Source organism: Streptomyces sp. NPDC055955 (assembly GCF_042270245.1).
GTDB lineage: Bacteria > Actinomycetota > Actinomycetes > Streptomycetales > Streptomycetaceae > Streptomyces.
The window spans coordinates 163,846-186,366 of record NZ_JBHJYS010000019.1 but is presented as its reverse complement, the minus strand read 5'-3'; the positions used below and the strand labels follow the sequence as shown (position 1 = coordinate 186,366).

Annotated in this window: 15 protein-coding genes and 1 pseudogene; 8 read left to right on the top strand and 8 right to left on the bottom strand. The window is 68.3% G+C overall.

Annotation, left to right across the window (positions count from 1 at the left end):
• The first annotated feature begins 42 nt into the window (after window positions 1–42).
• Together ACFC96_RS32345 and proP are read left to right on the top strand one after the other, a co-directional pair.
• The gene (locus ACFC96_RS32345; protein WP_376615495.1) at window positions 43–1,605 is read left to right on the top strand and encodes an FAD-dependent monooxygenase; all 1,563 of its coding nucleotides are present in this window, start codon (window positions 43–45) and stop codon (window positions 1,603–1,605) included.
• A gap of 376 nt (window positions 1,606–1,981) precedes the next feature.
• A complete protein-coding gene (proP, locus tag ACFC96_RS32340; RefSeq protein ID WP_376615494.1) occupies window positions 1,982–3,505 on the top strand; it encodes a glycine betaine/L-proline transporter ProP in 1,524 nt (507 codons plus the stop codon).
• 200 nt (window positions 3,506–3,705) lie between these two features.
• Here proP and ACFC96_RS32335 read toward each other — a convergent pair whose 3' ends face one another.
• Window positions 3,706–4,104: a hypothetical protein gene (locus ACFC96_RS32335; RefSeq protein ID WP_376615493.1), complete on the bottom strand. Its 399-nt coding sequence runs from the start codon at window positions 4,102–4,104 to the stop codon at window positions 3,706–3,708.
• A gap of 63 nt (window positions 4,105–4,167) precedes the next feature.
• On the bottom strand, window positions 4,168–4,890 hold the full coding sequence (locus tag ACFC96_RS32330) for a TNT domain-containing protein (protein ID WP_376615491.1): 723 nt from the start codon (window positions 4,888–4,890) through the stop codon (window positions 4,168–4,170).
• Between the two features lie 1,009 nt (window positions 4,891–5,899).
• Here ACFC96_RS32330 and ACFC96_RS32325 point away from each other — a divergent pair.
• Window positions 5,900–6,412 carry an AAA family ATPase gene (locus ACFC96_RS32325; RefSeq protein ID WP_376615489.1) on the top strand — a complete coding sequence of 171 codons (513 nt, stop codon included), beginning with the start codon at window positions 5,900–5,902 and terminating at the stop codon, window positions 6,410–6,412.
• Between the two features lie 117 nt (window positions 6,413–6,529).
• Here ACFC96_RS32325 and ACFC96_RS32320 read toward each other — a convergent pair whose 3' ends face one another.
• Window positions 6,530–7,219: a DUF4232 domain-containing protein gene (locus ACFC96_RS32320; protein ID WP_376615488.1), complete on the bottom strand. Its 690-nt coding sequence runs from the start codon at window positions 7,217–7,219 to the stop codon at window positions 6,530–6,532.
• A 1,103-nt stretch (window positions 7,220–8,322) separates the two neighbouring features.
• On the opposite strand from ACFC96_RS32320, the gene ACFC96_RS32315 reads away from it, so the two are divergent.
• Window positions 8,323–9,972 carry a M4 family metallopeptidase gene (locus ACFC96_RS32315; RefSeq protein WP_376615486.1) on the top strand — a complete coding sequence of 550 codons (1,650 nt, stop codon included), beginning with the start codon at window positions 8,323–8,325 and terminating at the stop codon, window positions 9,970–9,972.
• An 813-nt stretch (window positions 9,973–10,785) separates the two neighbouring features.
• Window positions 10,786–11,817, top strand: a complete 1,032-nt coding sequence (locus ACFC96_RS32310) for an NlpC/P60 family protein (protein ID WP_340456623.1) — start codon at window positions 10,786–10,788, stop codon at window positions 11,815–11,817.
• Between the two features lie 854 nt (window positions 11,818–12,671).
• Here the strand turns inward: ACFC96_RS32310 and ACFC96_RS32305 are convergent.
• The 3 genes from ACFC96_RS32305 to ACFC96_RS32295 form a co-directional block, all read right to left on the bottom strand.
• Window positions 12,672–15,425 (bottom strand): SpoIIE family protein phosphatase, encoded by a 2,754-nt coding sequence (locus ACFC96_RS32305; protein ID WP_376615484.1) that lies wholly within the window; start codon window positions 15,423–15,425, stop codon window positions 12,672–12,674.
• A 1,067-nt stretch (window positions 15,426–16,492) separates the two neighbouring features.
• Window positions 16,493–17,698, bottom strand: coding sequence for a globin domain-containing protein (locus ACFC96_RS32300; RefSeq protein WP_376615482.1), 1,206 nt, complete (start codon window positions 17,696–17,698; stop codon window positions 16,493–16,495).
• Window positions 17,699–17,776: 78 nt separating this feature from the next.
• Window positions 17,777–18,220 (bottom strand): Rrf2 family transcriptional regulator, encoded by a 444-nt coding sequence (locus tag ACFC96_RS32295; RefSeq protein ID WP_340457206.1) that lies wholly within the window; start codon window positions 18,218–18,220, stop codon window positions 17,777–17,779.
• 203 nt (window positions 18,221–18,423) lie between these two features.
• Between ACFC96_RS32295 and ACFC96_RS32290 the strand changes: the two are divergent.
• Window positions 18,424–18,477 (top strand): annotated as a pseudogene (locus ACFC96_RS32290) (hypothetical protein); the annotation flags it as partial.
• A gap of 129 nt (window positions 18,478–18,606) precedes the next feature.
• On the opposite strand, the gene ACFC96_RS32285 reads toward ACFC96_RS32290, so the two are convergent.
• The gene (locus ACFC96_RS32285; protein WP_376615480.1) at window positions 18,607–18,843 is read right to left on the bottom strand and encodes a twin-arginine translocase TatA/TatE family subunit; all 237 of its coding nucleotides are present in this window, start codon (window positions 18,841–18,843) and stop codon (window positions 18,607–18,609) included.
• The gene (locus ACFC96_RS32280; RefSeq protein WP_376615478.1) at window positions 18,844–19,851 is read right to left on the bottom strand and encodes a sporulation protein; all 1,008 of its coding nucleotides are present in this window, start codon (window positions 19,849–19,851) and stop codon (window positions 18,844–18,846) included.
• A gap of 616 nt (window positions 19,852–20,467) precedes the next feature.
• On the opposite strand from ACFC96_RS32280, the gene ACFC96_RS32275 reads away from it, so the two are divergent.
• On the top strand, window positions 20,468–21,823 hold the full coding sequence (locus ACFC96_RS32275) for a hypothetical protein (RefSeq protein WP_340457209.1): 1,356 nt from the start codon (window positions 20,468–20,470) through the stop codon (window positions 21,821–21,823).
• A 393-nt stretch (window positions 21,824–22,216) separates the two neighbouring features.
• On the top strand, window positions 22,217–22,414 hold the full coding sequence (locus ACFC96_RS32270) for a hypothetical protein (RefSeq protein WP_340457210.1): 198 nt from the start codon (window positions 22,217–22,219) through the stop codon (window positions 22,412–22,414).
• Window positions 22,415–22,521: the final 107 nt, after the last annotated feature.

Below are 22,521 nucleotides of genomic sequence, written 5' to 3'. Positions count from 1 at the left end.
GCGGCTCGACGCCTCCGCCCGGCGAACTGAAGGAGAGCCCTGATGACCGCTGACGTCACCATCGTGGGAGGCGGCCCGAACGGACTGCTGCTGGCCTGCGAACTACGGCTCGCAGGTGTGCGACCGCTGCTCCTGGAGCGGCTGCACGCCCGCAGCGAGGCCCCCAGGGCCAACGGGCTCGTCGGCCGCGTGGTCCAGGCGCTGGAACTGCGCGGCCTGTACGAGCCCCTCACCGGCCGTTCCGGCCCCGCGCAACCGTTGCCCTTCTACCAGTTCAGTGGTCTCCCACTGGACCTCCGCGACCTGCGCGACAACCCGCTGTACGCCCTCCAGGTCCCGCAAGCGCATATCGAGCAGGTACTCGAAGAGCGCGCCCGGGAACTCGGCGTCGAGATCCGCCGCGGCCACGAACTGACCGCTCTGCACCAGGACGACGACGCCGTCACCCTCGACATCCGAGCACCACAGGGCGCCTACCGGACCCGCACCCGCTACCTGGTCGGAGCAGACGGCGGCCACAGCACAGTCCGCAAACAGACCGGCATCGCCTTCCCCGGCACCACCGACGACAGCTTCGCCTCCCGCGCGGGCCACGTCACCATCCCCGACGCGCTGCTGGATCCCGCCACCGGCGAACTCAACCTGCCCGAACTGGACCTACACCTTCGCCCGTACGCCCACAACCGCCTGCCCAACGGCGTGCTCAGCTTCGCGATGATGCAACCCGGATCGGGCACCCACCTCGTAGCCACCTTCGAGTGGGACCAGCCGCCGGTCGACGACAGCACACCGATGACCTTCGACGAACTCAGGGCCGGCGTGCGCCGCGTCCTGGGCACGGACCTGCCGATGAGCCCGCCCACCACTCCCGGACCGCACCTGCTGCGCCGCCTCACCGGTATCAACTCACGGCACGCCGACGCCTACCGGGCAGGCCGCGTCCTGCTGCTCGGAGACGCCGCCCATGTGCACTCCGCCGTCGGCGGGCCGGGACTGAACCTGGGCATGCAGGACGCCATCAACCTCGGCTGGAAACTCGCCGCCCAGATCCACGGCTGGGCGCCCCCCACACTGCTGGACACCTACCAGAGCGAGCGAGCTCCGGTCAGCCGGCGCGTACTCATGCAGACCCGTGCCCAGATGGCCCTGATGCGTCCGGCGGCCGACATCACCGCAACCCGCGACCTGCTGGCGGAACTGCTCGACGACCCACACAACCGGGCGCGCATCGCGGCCCTCCTGTCCGGAGCCGACATTCAGTACGCCATGGGCCACAACGCCGGGCACGAACTGGCCGGGCGGTGGCTCCCCGACCTCCGGGAGCATGTCGACGAGGGCTGGGCACGGATCACCGAGCGGCTGCGAGCCGCCCGCCCCGTGCTCGTGGACCTCACCGGACACTCCGCGACGGCGGAGGCTGTTGACGGCTGGAGGGACCGCGTGGACGTCATCACCGCCCGTGCCGCAGACCGGCACCTGTCTGCCTCCGCCGTCCTCGTCCGTCCCGACGGATACCTGGCGTGGGCCACGGACGACAGGCCCGGCGAGTCAATGCACCACGACATGCACAAGGCGTTGGCCTCATGGTTCGGCGCGGCCGCCTGAATCGCACCGACAGACCGGCAGCGGCCGATCCGGGAGGAGAGGTCAACACCGACTGTCGCGCGAGCGGGCTGGTGACCTCGGTAATCGTCGAGGCCGACGGTGGGAAGGGCACGGCCGGCACGGCACATGGTGCGCTCCTCGTCGAGGAGAGGCGGCATCGCGTCGGCGTGCCCCGGGCCACGCATACAGCCCGCCTCTGGAGGCGGTCCGGCCGCCCACTGCGAAGAATGAGAGCCCTCCGCAGCAGTGCCGCAACCCGCGGCTCCCGCAGCCGTCCGCAGAGAGGCTCCCGCCCATGCCAGGTCTCTTCCGGCACCGGAAATCCGATCCACCGGGGCGGAACGCCCCGCGTGCGTCGCATCCGGCCACCGACCGCATGCTGCGAACGCTGCTGCGCCGCCGCAAGAAGGCCCTCTCGGCCCAGGACGTGACCGTCGCCGACCGTCCGAAGGTGCGCAGAGCCGTCACCGCGGCAGCTCTGGGCAACACCATGGAATGGTTCGACTTCGGCGTCTACGCCTACCTGGCGGGCACCCTTGGCAAGGTCTTCTTCCCTTCGAGCTCCCCTGGCGCGCAGGTCGTCTCCACCTTCGCCACCTTCGCCGCGGCCTTCATCGTGCGCCCCCTGGGCGGACTCGTCTTCGGGCCCCTCGGCGACCGCGTGGGCCGTCAGAAGGTCCTCGCCGCCACGATGATCATGATGGCGGCCAGCACCTTCGCCGTGGGCTTCCTGCCGACCTACTCGGCGGTCGGCTTCCTCGCCCCGATCCTGCTGCTGGTGTGCCGCCTCGTCCAGGGCTTCTCCACCGGTGGCGAGTACGCGGGCGCCACGACCTACATCGCCGAGTACGCGCCCGACAAGCGCCGGGGCTTCCTCGGCAGCTGGCTCGACTTCGGCACCTTCATCGGCTACTCCCTCGGCTCCGGCCTGGTGACGGTGCTCACGCTGGCGCTCGGCAGCGACGGCCTAGAGGACTGGGGCTGGCGTATCCCCTTCTTCGTGGCAGGTCCGCTCGGTCTCATCGGCCTGTACATGCGCATGAAGCTGGAGGAGACGCCCGCGTTCAAGCAGGAGGCCGCGTACGCGCACGCGCAGGCATCGGGGAAGAGGGCGGACGAAGACCCTGTGGAGCAGGCCCGGCAGTCGGGCAGGGGCCGCGTGAGAGAGATCTTCGCGCGCCACTGGGAGGCGGTACTCATCTGTATGGGCCTCGTCCTGCTCTACAACGTCACCAACTACATGGTGACGTCGTACCTGCCGACCTACATGACCGTGACGCTCGGCGAGAGCGACACGACAGCGCAGCTGCTCGTCCTCGGCACGATGCTCCTGGTCGTCCTGTTGATCACGACCGTCGGCAGAACGTCCGACCGGTGGGGACGCCGACCCATGTTCATGGCCGGGAGCATCGCACTCATCGCGTTGGCCTATCCCGCGTTCCTGCTGATCAGAGAGGGCGGCATCCTGCTTCCGGCGTTCGGGTGCGCGATCCTCGGCGTGCTGCTCGTCATGTTCGCGGGAACCGCAGCCGCCACACTGCCGGCCCTCTTTCCCACCCGGATCCGCTACGGCGCCCTGTCGATCGCCTACAACCTGTCCGTGTCGCTCTTCGGCGGCACCACACCCCTGTTCGCATCAGCCCTGGTCGAGGCGACGGGCAACAACATGGTCCCCGCGTACTACCTGATGGTCGCCGGAGCCATCGGCCTCATCTCGACGTTCTTCCTGCACGAGACCGCGGGGCGACCGTTGCGCGGATCCGGCCCCATGGTCGAGACGCCGGAACAGGCCCGCAGACTTGTGGCCCGAAGCCGCACCGCCGCCGGACGGCAGGCACGCGACATCTGGGTACGCCTGCGCCACCCACACGCCCGTCACACGTCGTCAGACGACAAGTGACGCGCCCCGACATCCAAGTGCCGGGCTCAGCGCGCCGCGGCATGCTGCTGACGGTGCAATCAGTGCCGTGCGGCATCGCCGAGGCGACCGAACGGCTGAGCGCGCTCGGGACGAAGGCGCGGCCGTGGACCGGGCACAGCCGCCCTGCCGCCCTTCGGCCCGGAAACGTGCGACCGACGGGCCCTTTGGGTCGGCACCGCTCAGTGGCCATCGTTCGGTGGACCGCCGTTCGGTGGGCCGCCGCGGGCCTCGCGCCGACTCTTCGCGAGCGCCTGCTCGAGCTGTTCCTGCGCTCGCCGTTCGATGCCCTCACTGTCGTGCAGCATCTCGTCCATCTCCGCCGCCGTGGGCCGGACAGGCGGCGAAGTCTCGTCGGTGAGGCGTTCGTAGAGCCATGCGCAGGCCCGGCTCTCGTCGGCGAAGGTCTCCAATACCTCGCGTCTGCCACGCTCATGGACTCCCACGATCCACTGGCCCTCGCGCTGAGCCAGATAGTAGCCCTCAAGCGAAGGCTGGCCGCCCGGGCAGTCGGGGATCTCGTAATGTGCATCGGGAACCCCGGCTGCCCGCAACGCCTCGCACAGCTGGTGACGGTCCACGGAACCAGTCTCCCATCGGGGGCGATCAGTACGAGGAGCGCGCCGGCTGTCGCAGCCCGGAAGCTACGAAGTCGCGAGCCGCACCAAAGTCCCGTTGCGCACCAGGTCCAGCACGGAGGTGCGCGGAATCTTCGGGCAGTACTGGCTTGACGTCACGTACTGGACACCCAGCCCCGGCTGTTCGAACGCCGGGGCGATCGGCCCCGCGCACACCTTGACGTCCTTCATCACCTTGTACAGGTAGTAGTTGTACGGGTGACGCGGATCGGCGGTGTTGAGGCTGGACGGCGGGATACTCCGCTTGCCGTACTTGGTGCCGGCAGGGGCCAGGTAGCGGCCTGCCTCATTGCCGAACCGGTCGACCCTCTGGCCTTTGTGGAGCTCGAGTTCGGCGGCGATCGGCTGTCCCTGGGAGTTCTTCGCGTATCCGTCGGCGTCGGGGTAGCGCCAGTCGCCCTGGCCGGTGTCGGCAGCCGGGTCCCACCAGCGGTTCAGGAACTGGGTCGCGGTGAGGTGGCCGAGGCGCTGGTAGCGGTGGAGCGTGTGCGCCACCAGCCCGTGGGTCGGCAGCCTCTTCGGGCCGAGCCGCCAGTCGGTGCAGAAGTATTCCGAGCGCAGGGGATACGGAATGGGGTCCGGTACCAGGTGCCGGCAGACGGTCGGCCGATGCGCGTCATCGGCGGCCGTTGCGACCGGTGCCGCCTGGGCGGCCGGACTGCCGAGAAACAGCGAGCCCAGCAGGGCAGCCGCGCCGGCGAGCCCGGCACACCGTCGTGGTGATGTCACTACAACTCCTGGTGGTCGTGGGACGCCGTCACCGTGCGGGGTGGCACGGGAAAAGTGGCCGTGCGGACCAGCCCCGGAAGGACGGATGACGACATGCGGAAGATCACTCAAACCACTTGGGGAAGCGAGAGGGAGTGACGACGCGGGCGATGCGCCCGAATGAGTGCGCGCCGCGCCCCAATGGGCGATGACCGCTGCGTGTATGTACGGATGGGAACAGGCCGCCGCGGCAGGGCACATCGCAACGTGCGCGATCACCGAGCCGGAGTTCCCCCGCAGAGCCCGCTCTGCCGCAGCGCCGGCTCTGTCGCAGCCTTGGCCGGATCAGTGCCGCTCACCAGGCGAGGTCAGCACCGCGGTACGGGAGCCCTACTTCGTTTCTCCGGCACCGGGTCAGGTCACACGGTCGGTACTGATGGGGATGTTCGCCACCACGCGCACCTCATCCCGTGGAACATGCGCGCAAGACGCGCGTCGCGTAGTTGGGGATGGTGATGGTCCGGCCCAGTTGCCGAACGTCCGCGGCACGGCTGGGGAACATCTCGCGCAGGCCGTCTTCTCCGAGATCTGCTTACGCCCCCTGGCCTGGGAAGCGAGTTCCAGCGACGAGTGCTGGGACAACATCGAGTTGGGGGAGTGTGAGTCCTCAAGGCGTGGCCCGTTGTGGACCGCTGACGCCAGCACATGTACACAGGCAACGTCATGGCAATCGATCCGCGAGACCGGTGCCGCCGTGGCATTCCCACAAGTTCGCCGTTCCCGCCGCGACGGACACGGCGAGTGAGTGGAGACCCATGGGGACCCTCCACAGCGACATCACGACGATCCTCGAAGGGAAGATCTCCGGCACAACTCTGCGGTGGGCCGCGCGTGTCGTGCGGTCCACCGCAGTCAGGAGTCGGCGGCGGACCCGCCGACGCGCGCTGCAGGCGCCCGCATGAGGCAGGCCGTGTCAGCGGCCGTCGATATCGTGTGATGTGTGGTGGGAACTGAAGACACGCGCCTGATCGTGATCCGCGGCAACAGCGCCTCGGGGAAGTCATCCGTTGCGGCCGGGCTGCGCGAGAAGTTCGGCCGCAACCTCGCGATCGTGGGCCAGGACAACCTGCGCCGGCTCGTGCTGCGCGAACGCGACCGGCCCGGCGGCGCCAACATCGGCTTGATCGATCTGACTGCCCGCTACGCCCTGGACAGTGGCTTCCACGTTGTCGTGGAGGGCATCCTGTCCGCCGATCGCTACGGCGCGATGCTTCACGACCTGGCGCGCGCCCACCGTGGCGTCACGCGGTGCTTCTATCTTTACGTGCCGTACACGGAGACGGTGCTCCGGCACGCGACGAAGGGCGATGCCGAGTACCGGAAGCGCGTCACCGCCGACCATCTGCGCGATTGGTACCGGGAGAAGGATCTGCTGCCCGACGCTCTGGAGACCGTTGTCGATGCGGCCAGCACTCTGGACGAGACCGTGCAGCAGATCCTGCGTGAGAGCGGCCTGGATCAGGTGTCTCCCGTCGACCGCTGAGAACCGGCTGGGAAGCGGGCATGTCAGGCGTCGCTGACACGGGCCGGCTGCACGCTGGACGGCCAAGGTCCCGGCCGGATGTGGCGGTTGGCCACCAGGGCTGCGCGCGCAGCGCCCTTACTTGGTCGTGTGTGTGGGGTAGACCTCGACGTCGGTGTAAGCGCCCTTGATCTCCCCCGCGCCCGCGGGCCACTTCAGGCTCACGGTGTGGGTCTCGTTCGGGGGCGTCACCTGGATGTTGGTCGGGTGCGAGAGGCTGTTGCCGGTGTTGTCGATGTCGTAGGCGAGGTTGAAGACAGCGGCGTCGCCGGGCTTCAGGGTGGTGATACGCGGCTGGGCTTGGCCGCGCTCGATGGGGTTCGAGGTGTTGTCGATGTCCGTGATGTCGACTCCCGCGAAGCCGGTCGCCGAGCAGGTGGTCGACCCCCGGTTGATCATGGTGATGTCGATCCTGCCGGACTCCTCGTCGGGCGCGGCGTTCCTGGCGTCGATGGCCAGGTCCTCCGTCTTGCAGGACGTGATCTTGCTGCCGGTCTTCGTCGCGCCGTTCGCGGTGTCTGCGTCGGCCTTGGTGTCGTCGCCGGAACCCGCCTTCGCGTTGCCGGCCTGTGAGCCGCCGGAGCCCGAGCCACCCTCCGATGTCGAGCCATCCTTCGACTTCGAGTCACCGGCGGAGGAAGAGGATGACGAGGACGAAGAGTCCTTGGAGGACGAGGCCTTCCCGGAGCCGTCGCCGCTACAGGCGGTGAGCGAGAGGGTGGCGGCGACGCCGATGGCGGCGAGAGCGGTGACGCGGGTGTACTTCATGGTGTGTTCCCCCGGGAGTAGCGCGGTGCGTGTGGTCGGAAATATTTGTATCTCGCACTGAGTTACAGGCAGTCCTCCGCGACGTCTTCGTTCTGTCACAGGCGTGTCGACCTCACGGGCCGTCAAGTCGCTCGCCTCGGCCCCCGGTATGGCCCAGGTGCGCCAGGAGATGGACCGTGTAGCCCCGTTGCAGCAGCCCCAGCCCGGCACATCCACCCGGCAGCGCCGTGGTCGTTGAACTCACTGCACCACCGGTGAACTCGCCTACCGCCCAAGCCGCTTTGGTCTCAGCGTCCTCCACGCTCTCGGTGTGTCCATTCGCTCCCCGACAGCCGGCGGTGGGACGAAGTTCCGGTCCAGATGCTCCCGCGGCTGGCCACCTGCCTCACCGTAGGATTTCCCCCGCGGTCTGCTATCCAGGATCGGCTTCACACCGAACATTTCGGCTACTTCCCCGGCGGTCCGCAGGTGCGCGCAGGTCGCGATTGTGGTGACGGAGCTGTGCCCGATGAACCGTCTCGCTCATGGCATCGAGTGTCTTGGCTGCGACGTATCGATTTCGGCCAACGGCGCTGCCGTCGCCTTGTCAATCACAGTCAGCGGTCGCCCGGCGGAACTCTTGGTGACCCCGGACGGCTCCATGTGCAGCTTTTAGTGCCCCAGTTCGTCCGAAGCGGCGGACGGCGCGGACGCGACCTGCACGGTCAACGCATCCTCCGCAGTCGCCAGTGAGACGTAAAAGCTGCAGGTCCAGAACCAGGCGGCCCAGGACGCCGGCTACATCAACGGCTGGAGCCGACCTTCTCGTAGGTCGCTGTCGAGTGCGGCGTGAGGGCCCGTCCCGGAGGTTCAACTCCCGGCGCGGAGACCCTCTTTTGCCCAGGTCGCGGGTTTGTGTTGACCCGTCCTTGGTCGGGGTGGGCACGGCGCGCGATCACGCCGCTGTTCACCTGATCGACGATTTTCGGCCAAGGTCCATTTGGCCTCCTGACATGTACGCGGCCTGGATGGCACTGTTCCACCGCACGGCTCACCCGCACCGCAACTTCGCAATCACCCGTCCGGCCACCCATGCCGTTCGGACCCCCCAAGAAGGAGTTTGCGTGACCCCCATCTACGCGCGTCGCAAGCGGACCACTCTGGCCATTGCCACCACCGTCGCTGCCGGAGCCCTGCTCGCCACTGGCTTGACCACCGGTGCCGCCGCACTCCCTGACGGCAAGACGGCTCCCCTCGCTGGTTCCCCCCTTCAACTGTCCAACTCGGCGCGCGCCGCGCTCATCCAGAAGGCCGACGCCGCCACGGCGGAGACCGCCCGGCGAATAGGCCTCGGCACCAAGGAGAAGCTGGTCGTCAGAGACGTCATAAAGGACGTCGACGGCACCGTGCACACCCGCTACGAGCGCACGTACAACGGACTTCCGGTCCTCGGCGGCGACCTCGTCGTCCACGAGAACAAGGCCGGCACGACCGAGACAGTGACCAAGGCGATCAAGGCCGCCATCAAGGTCGCCTCACTCAAGCCCGTGGTCACCACCGCGAAGGCCGAGAAGCAGGCGCTCACGGCCGCCAAGGCAGCCGGCTCGGCGAAGACCTCGGCCGACCAGGCTCCCCGCAAGGTGATCTGGGCCGCCACCGGCAAGCCGACCCTCGCCTACGAGACCGTCGTCGGCGGTCTCCAGGACGACGGCACGCCCAACGAGCTGCACGTCATCACGGATGCCGCCACCGGCAAGAAGCTCTACGAGTACCAGGGTATCGAGACCGGCACCGGCAAGACCCTCTACTCGGGTACGGTCAGCCTCTCCACGACCCTGTCGGGCTCGACGTACCAGCTCACCGACGGCACGCGCGGCGGCCACAAGACGTACAACCTCCAGCACAAGACGTCGGGCACCGGCACACTGTTCACCGACACCGACGACGTGTGGGGCACCGGCACCGCCTCCAGCTCCACCACGGACCAGACGGCTGCCGCGGACGCCGCCTACGGAGCCCAGGAGACCTGGGACTTCTACAAGAGCACCTTCGGCCGCAGCGGCATCAAGAACAACGGTGTCGGCGCCTACTCCCGCGTGCACTACGGCAATTCGTATGTGAACGCGTTCTGGGACGACAGCTGCTTCTGCATGACCTACGGCGACGGTTCGGGCAACACGCACCCGCTGACCTCGCTGGACGTCGCGGGCCACGAGATGAGCCACGGTGTCACCTCCAGCACCGCGGGCCTCAACTACTCAGGTGAATCCGGTGGACTGAACGAGGCGACCTCCGACATCTTCGGCACCGGCGTCGAGTTCTACGCGGCGAACTCCGCCGACGTGGGCGACTACCTCATCGGCGAGAAGATCAACATCAACGGTGACGGCACCCCGCTGCGCTACATGGACCAGCCCAGCAAGGACGGCGGCTCCGCCAACTACTGGTCCTCGAGCGTCGGCAACCTGGACGTCCACTACTCGTCCGGTGTCGCGAACCACTTCTTCTACCTCCTCTCGGAGGGCAGTGGCGCGAAGACGATCAACGGAGTCAGCTACAACTCCCCGACCTACAACGGCGCGACGGTCACCGGCATCGGCCGGGCCAAGGCCCTGCAGATCTGGTACAAGGCGCTGACGACCTACATGACGTCGACGACCAAGTACGCGGGCGCCCGCACGGCCACGCTCTCCGCGGCGTCGGCCCTGTACGGCTCCACGAGCACGGAGTACAAGACGGTCGCCGCTGCCTGGACGGCGGTCAACGTCAACTAGGGTCCAACGCCGAACGGATCCTGCCCTGAGCAGGAGCGTCGCCGGACTGACCGCCGCTTCGCAAGAAGTGGCGGTCTTGTCGTACCTGGTCGCGATCCCGCGGAAAGGTTGGAGAGGGCTGGGCTGCTGCACGATCGGTGGCATGTGAACTGGCTTGTCCTGCGAGTACGTGTACTCAGGCGCGTTGTGGTGGTGTCTCGTACCGTCGCGGGATGGCGATGCGATCGATGCGGCAGGCCGCGGGCTCCAAGGCAGAGCGCGCTGCGGCTACCTGTTGGGCGACGCGTTGTTCCGTGTCTGGTCAGTGCTCACACACGGCTTGCCGGAATGGGCTCGCTGGTTCCCGCTCTGGCTTGGGGCCGTGATGTGGAACGGGAGGAGCGGCAGAGGCGGAGCCGGCCGCCTGCTTCGCCTACGTGGACAGTCGGGACACCCCGGACGGCAACGACGCAAGTCTCGATGAGACCCAGGTCGTGCGCGTGTTCAGATGTGTCCGCGATGCTCATAGATCGGCTCTCCGTGACTGTTCTCGGGTTTCTGCTGGGATTGCACCGCCCTTTCTGTTTAGCCCGATTGGTGAAGCCACCGTGCAACGCAGCGTCAAGTAAATATCGCTGTAGGTGAGTTGTGTGCAAAAAATGCAGGGTATGGGCGAGATTTTTCACGTCAGGCTTTGAAATGGTCACAGGAAGGTCACTAGGGTCGGGTCTCGAACCTCCGCTCGGGCGATCACTCACATAAGGTGAGTGACGGCGGAGAGGCACCGCCCACTGGGTGTTTGCGGGCGGCTGGAAGAAAAAGGAGACCGCCTTCGTGGCGTCCCACCGTCGTTCCAAGCAGTCGAGCCGTTCCCGTGTCACCGTGCTCACGGCGACCGCCGCCGCTGCCGTGGCCCTTACTTCGCAGGCCGCCAACGCGGCCCCCAAGCCCACGAAGAGCGAGGTCAAGGCAAAGGTCGACAAGCTCTACGAAGAGGCGGAGCGGGCCACCAACCAGTACGACGGGGCCAAGGAGAAGCAGAAGAAGCTGGAGAAGGAGATCGGCCAGCTCCAGGACAAGGTCGCCCGCGAGCAGGGCGAGCTCAACGAATTGCGTACCGGTCTCGGTGCGATGGCCGGCGAGCAGTACCGCTCCGGTGGTCTCGACCCCTCGGTCCAGCTCTTCCTCTCCGCCGACCCGGACGACTACCTCGACAAGGCGTCCACGCTCGACTCGCTCTCCGCGCGGCAGTTGGGGTCGCTCAAGAAGGTTCAGGCGAAGCAGCGCGAGCTGGCCCAGAAGCGCGCGGAGGCCGCGGAGAAGCTCCAGGACCTCGCCGGCACCCGCACCGAACTCGGCAAGAAGAAGAAGGAAATCCAGGGCAAGCTCAGCAAGGCACAGAAGCTGCTGAACTCCCTCACCGCCGCCGAGCGCGCCGAGATGGCCGCCGATGAGGCGCGGGCCAGCCGATCGTCCACGGGCCGCGTCAACCTCGGAGACGAGGTGGCCGCCTCCAAGTTCGGTGCCGCCGCCCTGAACGCGGCCGCCTCCCAGATAGGCAAGCCGTACGTCCGTGGGACCACGGGGCCCAACTCCTACGACTGCTCGGGCCTCACACAGTGGGCGTACGCGCAGGCCGGTATCCATATCTCCCGGGTGACGTACACACAGGTCAACGAGGGAACTCGGGTGGGCATGAGCGCACTCAAGCCCGGTGATCTGGTCTTCTTCAACAACACCGAGCATGTCGGCCTCTACGCGGGCAATGGCCAGGTGCTGCACGCGCCACACCCGGGGGCCTCGGTACGCTACGAGTCGATGAGCACGATCGGCAGCTTCCAGTTCGGTGTCCGCGTCGCAGGCTGATCGCGTCTGTATCTGATCCCCGCAGGGTGGGTCCGCCGTGATGGGCGATGCCCCTTCTTCCGTGTCCAGGCAGAGATGTTTCGGCCTGGCGCATGTGGCACGTCTGTCTGAGCTTGAAAACGGGCCCTGGTGGCGGTCCATGGCCCTGGCGGAAAGCCGCCCGGTCGCACACCCTTGTTCGCGCGAACATTCTGCGAAAGTGAGCCCTGCCGGATCTCCGGCGGACCGGTTGTCCTACTGGTTCACGCCATCGGGGCCGTGTCGGCGGTCGGCGAGCGATACGACTCCGATGGCGGATCTGCACGTCATCCAACTCCCCACCCCTTGAGGGGTCGTGGGAGCCGACGAAGACGGAGCCTTCCGGGACAGCCTGCGCCGAGACTGCGCGGCACAGCTGCAACTTTGCGTGGCGGCCGCGTTCGGCGAGCCAGTAGGGCGACTCGGGCACCCGCGCACGGATCGCGAAGACTCAGGCGCCGGCCAGTTCGCCGGCGATCGCGACCACGTGCCAGCCGAGGCCGCCGACATCTGGGTGGCGCCGACGGCCAGGATCACGCCGATCGGCCAGCCGATGGGGAGGCGGACGGTGGCACGGACGCGTGTTCGCAAGGGCAGCAGCTCCAGGAAGCAAGGGGACGCCACGGTGTGGCTACCGGCTGGCGCGAGCCCTGAAGGAACCGGGGGTCAAGTTCGGCAAGAGGAACGAGTAGGGCGATCACGCCATACGGGGCGAGTGACAGCAGGCATACGACGCGCTGGTCGATCCGGTCGGCGCCGGGGTCCCAGACTTGCGCCGGGCACGAACACGGGGCAGGTCCGCCGGGGGCCGGGCCGTGCGGGGAGCAACCGGCCCGTCATTCGTCCCATTGGTCGAGGAGGGCGTCGGCGAGGTTCATGCCGGGTTCGCCAGGGTCTTCGTGGAGGGACTGCTCGGTCCAGATGATCTTGCCCTGGGGTGTGTAGCGGGTGCCCCAGCGCCGGGCACATTGAGCCACCAGGAACAGGCCGCGGCCACCCTCGTCGGTGAGCTGGGCCCGACGCAGGTGCGGGGAGGTGCTGGAGCCGTCGGCCACCTCGCAGATCAGGTTTCGGCCGTGCAGCAGGCGCAGTCGGATGGGCTGGGCGCCGTACCGGATCGCGTTGGTGACCAGCTCGCTGACGATCAGCTCGGTGCTGAAGGCGACCGAGGTCAGCCCCCAGGTCACAAGTTGGCGGCTGACGTCGCCACGGATACGGGAGACGGCGGCAGGGTCGGCGGGCACGTCCCAGTCGGCGACCTGGTCGGGGCCCAGCAACTTGGTGCGGGCGACGAGCAGGGCGACGTCGTCGCGGGGGCGTTCGGACAGCAAGGTGTCGAAGACTGTCTGGCAAGCCTGTTCCGGCGTGTGGTCGGCGTGTGAGAGAGCGTCTCGCAAGAGTTCCAGGCTCGTGTCGAGGTCGCGCTGCCGGCTCTCGACAAGCCCGTCGGTGAAGAGCGCCAGCTGGCTGCCCTCCGGCAGCTGGAGCGTGGCGGTTTCGAAGGGGAGGCCGCCTCCCAGGCCGAGGGGTGGTGAGACCGGGATGTCGGGAAAGACGACGGTGCCGTCCGGGTGCATCACAGCGGGGCCCGGGTGGCCGGCTCGGGCGAGGGTGCACGCCCCGGAGACCGGGTCGTAGATGGCATACAGGCAGGTGGCGCCAGTGATGCCCTCCCTCTTGCTGGAGGCGTCGGAGATGTCCAGGTAGGTGACTAGCTCGTCCAGATGACTCAGCAACTCGTCGGGGGAGAGGTCCAGGGTGGAGAAGTTGTGCACCGCGGTACGCAGTCGGCCCATCGTGGCCGATGCGAGTACCCCGTGGCCGACCACGTCACCGACCACCAAGGCAACACGAGAGCCGGACAGCGGAATGACATCGAACCAGTCTCCGCCGACGCCGGCCTGTGCGGGCAGGTAGCGGTAGGCGACCTCCAGGGCCGCCTGCTCGGGCAGTGTCTGGGGGAGCAGACTGCGCTGCAGCGTGACGGCCACCGTGCGCTCATGGGTGTAGCGGCGGGCATTGTCGATCGCCGCTGCCGCCCGGGCCGCCAGCTCCTCGGCGAAAGACAGGTCCTCTTCGTCGAAGGGCTCAGAGCCCTCGGTTCGCCAGAAGTCGCACAGTCCAAGCACCACGCCTCGCGCCCGCAGTGGCACCGTGATCAGCGAGTGGATGCCCGCGTCCAGGACCCTGCGGGACCACTCGGGGTCCTGGACGCGCCAGCCCTCAGCCTCGTGCAGGCTGGTCTCAAGGACCGCCTGGCCATTGATCACACTCGACAATTGCGGCGAGTTGGGTGCGCATCTGATCAGTTCGCCCACCGGCTGCAGAGGCGAGCCCGGCACGACGCCGCTGACAGCGGCGCGGCGCATCTCGGTGCTCTCCTCGGTAGGGTCCTCACCTGCAAGAACCGGATCCAGCAAGTCAACGGTGACCATGTCGGCGAAGCGTGGAACGGCCACTTCAGCCAGCTTCTCGGCGGTGCGCGCCACATCCAGGGTGGTGCCGATGCACGCGCCCGCGTCGTAGAGCAGTGACAACCGCTCGCGAGCGGTCTCTGCCCTGCCCGCCAAGGCCCTCAGCTCGGTGGTGTCCCGCAGCGTCACCGCGCTTCCGGCCGGTCCGCCGTAAAGGGCGGTCGGCCGCACGTTCACCGACAGCAGATGGTCTCCCGCCATATGCACCTCGTCGCTGGCCGACCGCCCCGATGCCAGCAGTTCGGCGATGCGCGGGTCCAGATGCAGGTCCGGGACGGGCAGCCCCTGGGCGTCCTCGGTCAGGCCGAGCAACCGCCGTGCCTCGTCGTTGGCGAGCAGCAACCGACCGTCACCACCAATGATCAGCACGCCCTCCCGCACCGCGTGCAGCACCGCGTCGTGATGCTCGTACATGCGGGTGATCTCGACAGGCCCGAGCCCCCTTGTCTGGCCCCACAGTCTTCGGCTGATCAGGGCTGCTCCGCCGATGATGACGGCCACCGCTCCGACGGCAGAGCCCAACACGGACGTCAGCTGCGCCGAGACCCTGTTGCTGACATGTTCGAGGGTGACCCCGGCCCCGACGGCGCCGACCACCTTGCCGTCCGGTGCCTTGACAGGGACATAAGCGCGGACCTGAGGGCCCAGAGAGCCAACGCCCTTCTCCGTCGTCGTCCGTCCGGCCAGCAAGGGAGCCATGTCCGTCGTGGTGTGGACTCCGGGCCGGCCCGCAACCGAGGAGAGAGCCGCGTAGGTGCCATCCCGGTTCAAGACGCCCAGAAAATCAACGTTTGAGGCTTTCTGGGCCTGCGTGATCCGCGGTTGCAGCACTGCGGTGGGAGACGAGGACATGAGGGCCTGCGCGACGCCCGGTGCACTGGCAAAACCTTGGGCGATGGCGAGCGAACGATTTCGGGCGTCGCGGGTGCTTGCTTGCTGGGCAGAGAGGACGAGTGCGACAACGGCGCCGGCGGCAAGCAGGATCACGATCACCACTTGCAGCACGAACATCTGGCCTACGACGCTGCGGATACCGAGCGGCGACAGGAGGCGATTGCCCCGATTGCTGGCCGACCTGTTCAAGCGGTGCCCATGCGAGGATTCATTCGACGGCATGCGTGATCCGCGCATATCTCAATTTATCACCGCCCATCACGCCTAGAAATGATCACAGGTGTACACCGCGCGCTTCCGTTCGAGGCCGGTTGTGACAGGCCGGACGCTCTGCTGCAGGACCCGCCTGCCGCTCGGGGCGGCTGGAGCACTCCACCGGCCTCGCTCACGACCGACGCCTCGCAGGAGTCGCCCTGATCACCCCACCCCAGGGGGACCACGACGCGGTGCTGCCGAACCCGGTCGGGGACCGGGGCGAGCGGCCGTAGCTCGACGTCGATGTCATTCCTTGCGGGTGGACCGGCCGGCTTGGCGGCCCAGGACGCAGTGGCCGGGTCAGGATGGGACATGAAGGCCTCCGGACGGTGCAGATTCGACACCTTCACCACGCCGGAGGCCTTCGCCATTCACCAAGACCCACGCGTCAACAACGCTCATGGGTTCAACACGCTGGGATCGTCGTCGCACTGGCCGCGCATCTCTCCTGCGCCGTGTGGGCCCGGTTGGTCCGCCGCTGACACAGGTCGGTTCTGCTGCCCGCGTCACTGCCCATACAGCCCATCGGCATCGCCCTCCCGGCACTGCTCGGCGCTGCTCGGCGGTGCTCGCCGGTGCGACGCCCGCGCTCCGATCGTCTCCGCCGTGCTGTTCGGTGCCACCTTCATCCGTGTCAGCACGATCGCCCTGTCGATCGGAACGCATCTTCAAGTTCCTTGCATCGGAGCCCTGTTGACCGTCGGGTATGACGCACGCCAGGTCCTCGGCCCGCTGCTCGCCGCGCTGCTGCTGAGCCATGGCTGTCACCAGGCGCTTCTGCCGTGCGGCGCGATGGTCGTCGTGGCTGCGGTCGCGTCCGCCGGATTCTGCCTGCGCTTCCCCGGACCGTCTCGAGCCCGTGATCTCGGCTGGCCTGAGGTCCGCACCCTCCGGGAGGAGTTGGCGCGAGCAGGCTGCTGGCCGGTCTCGGAGTGGACCTTCTGGTCCTTGCAGCGTCGGTGGGCGGAGAGCAGACGTGTCCCCAGCAGGGCGCAGAAGGAGGCGCGCGGTGAGGTGTCGTGCGGCGGTGGCGGTCAGGAGGCGGCGAGCCACAGGTCCGGCCCGAACACCTCGTAGTGGATGTCGGAGGCTGCGGCGCCCCGGTCGAGCAGCTGCCCGCGCACCGCGCGCATGAAGGGGAGCGGACCGCACAGGTAGGCGCGCGTGCCGGGTGCGATCGGTACGTCCGTGAGGTCGACCCGGCCGGTGTGGTGCCCGTCGCCGACGACTTCCTCGGCGGGGTGCTCGTACCAGAAGTGCGCGGTGGCACCAGGGAGTTTGGCCGTCAGCGCCTCGTGGTCGGTGCGTAGCGCGTGCGCGCTGGGTGAGCGGTCCGCGTGCACGACCGTGACAGGTCCTGCGTGGCCGGTGGCCGTGAGCTGCTCCAGCATGGCGAGCATGGGCGTGCAGCCGATGCCCGCCGACGCCAGCAGCAGCGGGGCCTCGTCGGCCACGAGGACCAGATCGCCGTACGGGGCCGAGACGCGCAGCCGGTCTCCTTCGCGGACGTGCGCGTGCAGGTGGCGCGAGACCTCGCCGTCGGGAGTCCCCGCGGCGCCGCGCACCCGCTTCACCGCGATCGAGCGGGTCGTGGCAGACGGTGCGCCGGTAAGGCTGTACTGGCGTATCTGCCGTGCTCCGTCGGCAAGTTGAACCTGGACGGAGACATATTGCCCGGCCTTGAACGCAGGCGCGGGTCGGCCGTCGGCGGGCCGGAGCGCGAACGCGGCGACGTCAGGGGTCGCATCGGTGCGGTCGATGACCTCCCACTCCTGCCACACGTTTGCGTCGACGACACCCGCTTCCGCGTACAGGCGCTTCTCGATCGCGATGAGCGCGTTCGCCATCAGCCAGTACACCTCGTCCCAGGCGTGGGCCACCTCGGGTGTCACCGCGTCGCCGAGGACCTCGGCGATGGCGGCGAAGAGGTGCTCGTGCACTGTGGGGTACTGGTCGGCCCGCACTCCGAGCGACGCGTGCTTGTGGGCGATGCGATGCAGCATCACGTCGGGTCGGTCGTCGGGGTGGTCCACCAGGTAGGTGGCGAAGGCGGCGATGGAGCCGGCGAGGGCCTGGCGCTGGGCCCCGGCGGCCTGATTGCCGCGGTTGAACAGGTCGCGCAGAAGCTCCGGGTGTGCGGCGAACAGCCGCTCGTAGAAGCGTCCCGTGATGTCCTCGATGGCGGCGCCGACGGCGGGGAGCGTGGCGCGGACGACCATGGCCGACTGGTCGGTGAGCATCAGTGGAGCTCCTTAATATGCATTATTGATTCGTATTTAAGGGTGTGGGGAAGGTGAGATGCTGCGGGAGCAGGGTGCTCAGCCGGCCCCGAGGGTGGGGGAGAGGGTGACGAGCAGAGGTCCCGTCGGAGCCTCGACGAGGTCGCTCAGCGTCAAGGGATCGAGGGACGCGAAGAACGCCTCCTGCGCCTGGCGCAGCGCGCCGCGCAGCCGACAGGCCGCACGCAGAGGGCACGGTGTGGTGCCGTCGCAGTCCACGACGTCACCGGCACCCTCCAGCTCCCTTACCAGCCAGCCGATCGACGCCCCGCGTCCGGTGGCGGTGAGCGCGAGCCCGCCACCTCGTCCCCGCCGGGCCTCGATCAGGCCCAGGTGCTGCAGCTTGGCCACAGCCTTCGCGGAGTGGGTGTACGGGACCGCCATGGCGGCTGCGACCTCGCGCGTGGTGGGCTGGTTCCCCTCCTCGACCGCGAGACGCATCAGTACGCGCAGCGACAGGTCCGTGAATCGCGTCAGCCTCATGAGTGCAGACTATAAAAGCTTGCATTTAGGATGCAAGTTAAGTCGCGTGTCCGGTGGGGATGTGAAGGTGGGGGGCGAGGAGCTCTCTCGGCGATCACTCGCCGTGCGGTTGAACACCACGCTCGAGAAACCTACCGGCCGCTGTCCGCTGCGGCGCCCGAACCGCATCTGACCTGGCCGCCCTGACCCCGCGCGAAATCGAAGTGCTGCGGCAGTTCGCACAGGGCCTGAGCAACACGGAACCGGCCGGTCGCCTTCACCTCTCGGAGACCACGCTCAAGACCCCTGTCTCCCGCATCCTCGCCGAACTCGGCTGCGGGACCATGTCCAGGCCATGGTGCTCGCCTGCGAGACCTGCCTGGTCCGGGCGAACGCGGCGCCGGTGTCTACGGCTTCGGCTGCTGCTCCGGAGGGGTCGGGGGAGGTGTCACCGTTTCGCCCTGGATGACGCGCGGCGCCTGATGCGTGTCGCCTGCCGGGGCCTGCTCCTTCATGGCCTTCGCCTCGGATTTGAGGATGCGGGCCGACTTGCCCGCACTGCGGGCAAGCTCGGGCAGCTTCTTCGCGCAGAGCAGCGCAACCACCACGATCAGGATGATGCCTATCTCGCTGATCCCGAACACCTAGTCCTCGCCGCCCTCGTCTTCGTCATCACCTTCGAAGAAGTCCCCGACCTCGTCGACGACTTCGGCAGCGACCATGCCGCCGACCACACCGACGGCGAGGCCGGCCGCGCCCGCCGCGACGACCGTGCCCATGCCCGGGCCGGAGCGGTGCCCACCGTCGTGGTGAGCATGGTCCTCGTGGTGGCCGGCGAATCCGTGACCATGGCCGTACGAGGCGTGGCCGCCGTGAGCCGCGCGGTGCTCGACCAACTGCCGCATCCAGCCGTCCACCACCGCGTTCCAGTCCTGGCGGTGGACGTCGTCATGGGCGATGGTGAACCGGGTGAGTGCGTCGTGACCGCTTGAGAACAGTCCGCCGCGCTTGTCCGCCTCCAGAACGACGTCCATGCCGCTTGGTGTGGCCAGGAAGGTCACCTCGATCTCGTTCACCGCGTGGGCGTACTGCGGCGACGGGGCCAGCTCGATCTCCTGGAAGAAGGGGAGTTGCTGGCTGGTGTGGCCGATGTGCCCGTACTCCAGGTCGGCGGTCTTGAAGCCGAAACCGAGCTGCCCGAACGCTTCCAGGATCGCCTCCTGGACAGGCAGCGGTCCGACAGCGAGCGGGTCGATGTCGCCCTTGTCCTTTGCGCCCGCGACCGCCAGTTCGGTGCGCACACCGAGGACGATGCCGAGCGGTTGGCCGTGCAGCTCGGTGATCGGTGTTTCCCAGGGCAGCGTGACTGTGAACGGCACGCTGTGCTCGGTGTCGGCGGCCAGCCGGAAGCCGCCGCCGACCACGAACCGGCCGAACGCCACGGCGCCGTGGCTCTCGCCGTCCTCGTGCTCGGCCTCGGCGCGGGCGACGAGTTCCAGGGTGATGTGCTCGATGTCGAAGTCGCCGCTGCCGCCCCGGAGATGGACATGGCCGGAGAGGATGCCTCCAGGAGTGGCGGCCCCGGGGGCGAGGACGGTGTCGACGGTGGGGCCGCCCACACCGAGTGAGCCGAGCAGTCGTTTGAACACCATCGAGGCGTTCACTCCTTCGTGCGCGTAAGAGAAGTTTCGAGGGTTGCGGGGATGCCGAGTACGTCAAGGGCAGCATCCGAGTTCTACAAGCCTGTAGAAGCATAGGGGGCGCGGGCCCCTGACTCCGGCTGTACGCCGTCGCGTGGCGGGAAAGGCCGAAAGGTGCCGTCATCGGCGACCGCCCAGGCGCTTGACGAGCGCATTTTGCCGTGCATTTGCCTGGGCCCTGCAGGGCTGCCCCTCTGGCGACAGCCCGGAATCACCCGATTCCCTGAACGAGAAGGAGCCACAGCCCGCGATGAGGTGAGCCGCCCAGTAGCGCCCCCGTGCCGTGTGCCGACCGTCGACCTGTTCCCACGCATCTCGACCGTTCACAGCACTAGAAGAACTGAACTGCCCGCGCCACAGCCCGAAACGGCATTTTTTCCGGCTCAGCTGCCACCCAGGTCGCGAGCTGCATCCGGTGGTGAAAGGTGCCGTCGCTCCCCTTTCGGCACCCGCCGGGAACGGATACCTTCCGGACAGCACACCCGTCGCCACAGGAACCAACAACACCAACCAGGGATGAGGGTGTCCGATGGCTGATGCCGTGAATCGGTCGTGCTCGCGTCGCAGAATGCTCGTGTCCGGCGCCGCGCTGGCCGTGGCGGCCGGGGTCTCGGCTGCCCCACCCGCGCGGGCGGCCGGACGTCGCGGCCAGGTGGTGCCCGTCGCGTGGCGGGCGCTACGCAGGGGACCGGCCCGCGGGGCGGACGCGGAGAGGCTGCACACCATCCTGCTCAACGCGAACCGCTTCGCGCTCACCACCTGGTACACCACCCGCTTCGGCGATCAGGGCGAGGAAGGACCGCTGTCGCTCGGCGGCACGGCCGAGAACAACATCCGTCCCGTCGCGGCGGAGGCCTTCGCGCTCGCCGCGTCGCTCGCCACCGGCGCCTACGACAGCCGGCAGACCGGCGTCACCGAGTCCCGCGCCCGCGCCGTCGCGGTGCGGCTGCTGACCTCCGTGGCGGGACACCACCGGGTCAACGAGGCAGGCGGCTGGGGCAACGTGTGGCAGAGCGCCTTGTGGGCGGCGATGAACGGCTTCGCCGGCTGGCTGCTGTGGGACTCTCTGCCGGACGCCGCCCGCGAGCGGCTTCGCCTGATGGTCGAGGCCGAGGCCGACCGGTTCGTCGGCTACCAGGTCCCGTACTGGAAGGACCGCGACGGAGTCGAGCAGACCCCCGGCGACAGCAAGGCGGAGGAGAACGCCTGGAACGCCATGGTGCTGCAGGTCGCCACCGCGATGATGCCGGAGCATCCGCGCTGGTCCGCGTGGCAGGACAAGAACCTCGAACTCATGATCTCCGCCTTCGCCCGGCCCTCGGACCTCACCAGCCGCACCGTGCTGCACGGCCGCGCCCTCGGCAGCTGGCTCGACGGCTGGAACATGGAGGAGGACGGCCTGGTCATCAACCACGGGATCATCCACCCCGACTACATGGCCACTGCCGTGCAGAACACCCACGCCGTGCTGACCTGCGCGCTCGCCGGCCGGCCGGCCCCGAGAGCGGCCCTGCACAACGTCGACGTGGTCTACGCCGCCCTGGTGGACCGGGAGTTCACCAGCCCGCCCTTCCAGGCACCGGGCGGCACGATGTACGTCCGCGGCTCCCACGAGCTCTACTTTCCGCAGGGCACCGACTGGGGCGTGGCCCGACGGATGGACTTCGTGGCGATGGACGTCATCACCCGAGAACTGCGCCTGGACCGCGCGGCTAGTGCGGGCGGAGCCTACTGGGAGCCGCTGCACGCCGGGCGCGCTCTCTGGATGCAGCAGCGGAACCCGGACGGGGCCACCTACACCGCCGGGGACGCCGACACGTACGCGGGCCGGGAGGAGTGGGTGGCGATGCACGCCGCCTGGTCCCACCTGACGCGCTGGCTGGTCCACCAGGACGCGGTGCGGGTGACCAACAAGCCGTACTGACCAACCGCCCTGAGCGGAGGACGGGGCAGCCCGACTCGTTGCGTTGCCGCCTCAAACGCCCACATCGTGACACTGGCGGTACCGGCAGCGGCCCCGCTTCCTCGTACAAGCGCTGCTGCCGCGAGCCTGGGAATGGACCGCGGTCACCGCCGGGACGGTGCATCGGATCAGTGACGGCGGAAGCGCACCCCCCAGCCCAGCAGCCGCATGGCAACAGTTCTGGTCGTGACATGAGGGGGCGTCGTGACAGCCACCAATCGGTGAGTGTTCCTGCCGCGAGGGAAGCCCAAACAGCTGGGTGAGCGTGTCACCCGTCCACTCCACCCCGCGGGCCGTTTGGGCGGACAGGTGGTGCGATGGAAGTCGGTGGCGTCGTCTACGAAGGAGCTGGTCATGCACGAGATGTGGGTTGGAGCGGATGCCGCGGGCGGTGGGCTGGTGTGGCACGTACTGGCGACCGGCGCGGCCACCACGCTGTGCGGACAGCTCAGGCAGGGTGAGAGTTTCGCCCAACACGACTCGACCGACCGACACTGCCTGGATTGCATGACAGCGTTGCAGGACATCGTGCAAGCGCCGGCGGGGGCTTGATCGGCGACGGTGCTTGCCAAGACCCATGCAGGGTGCCGTCCTCGACAGCATGGACGACCCGTACGGTCACCTCCATGACAAGGGCAGGCTTGGAGCCCCGGGCCCGC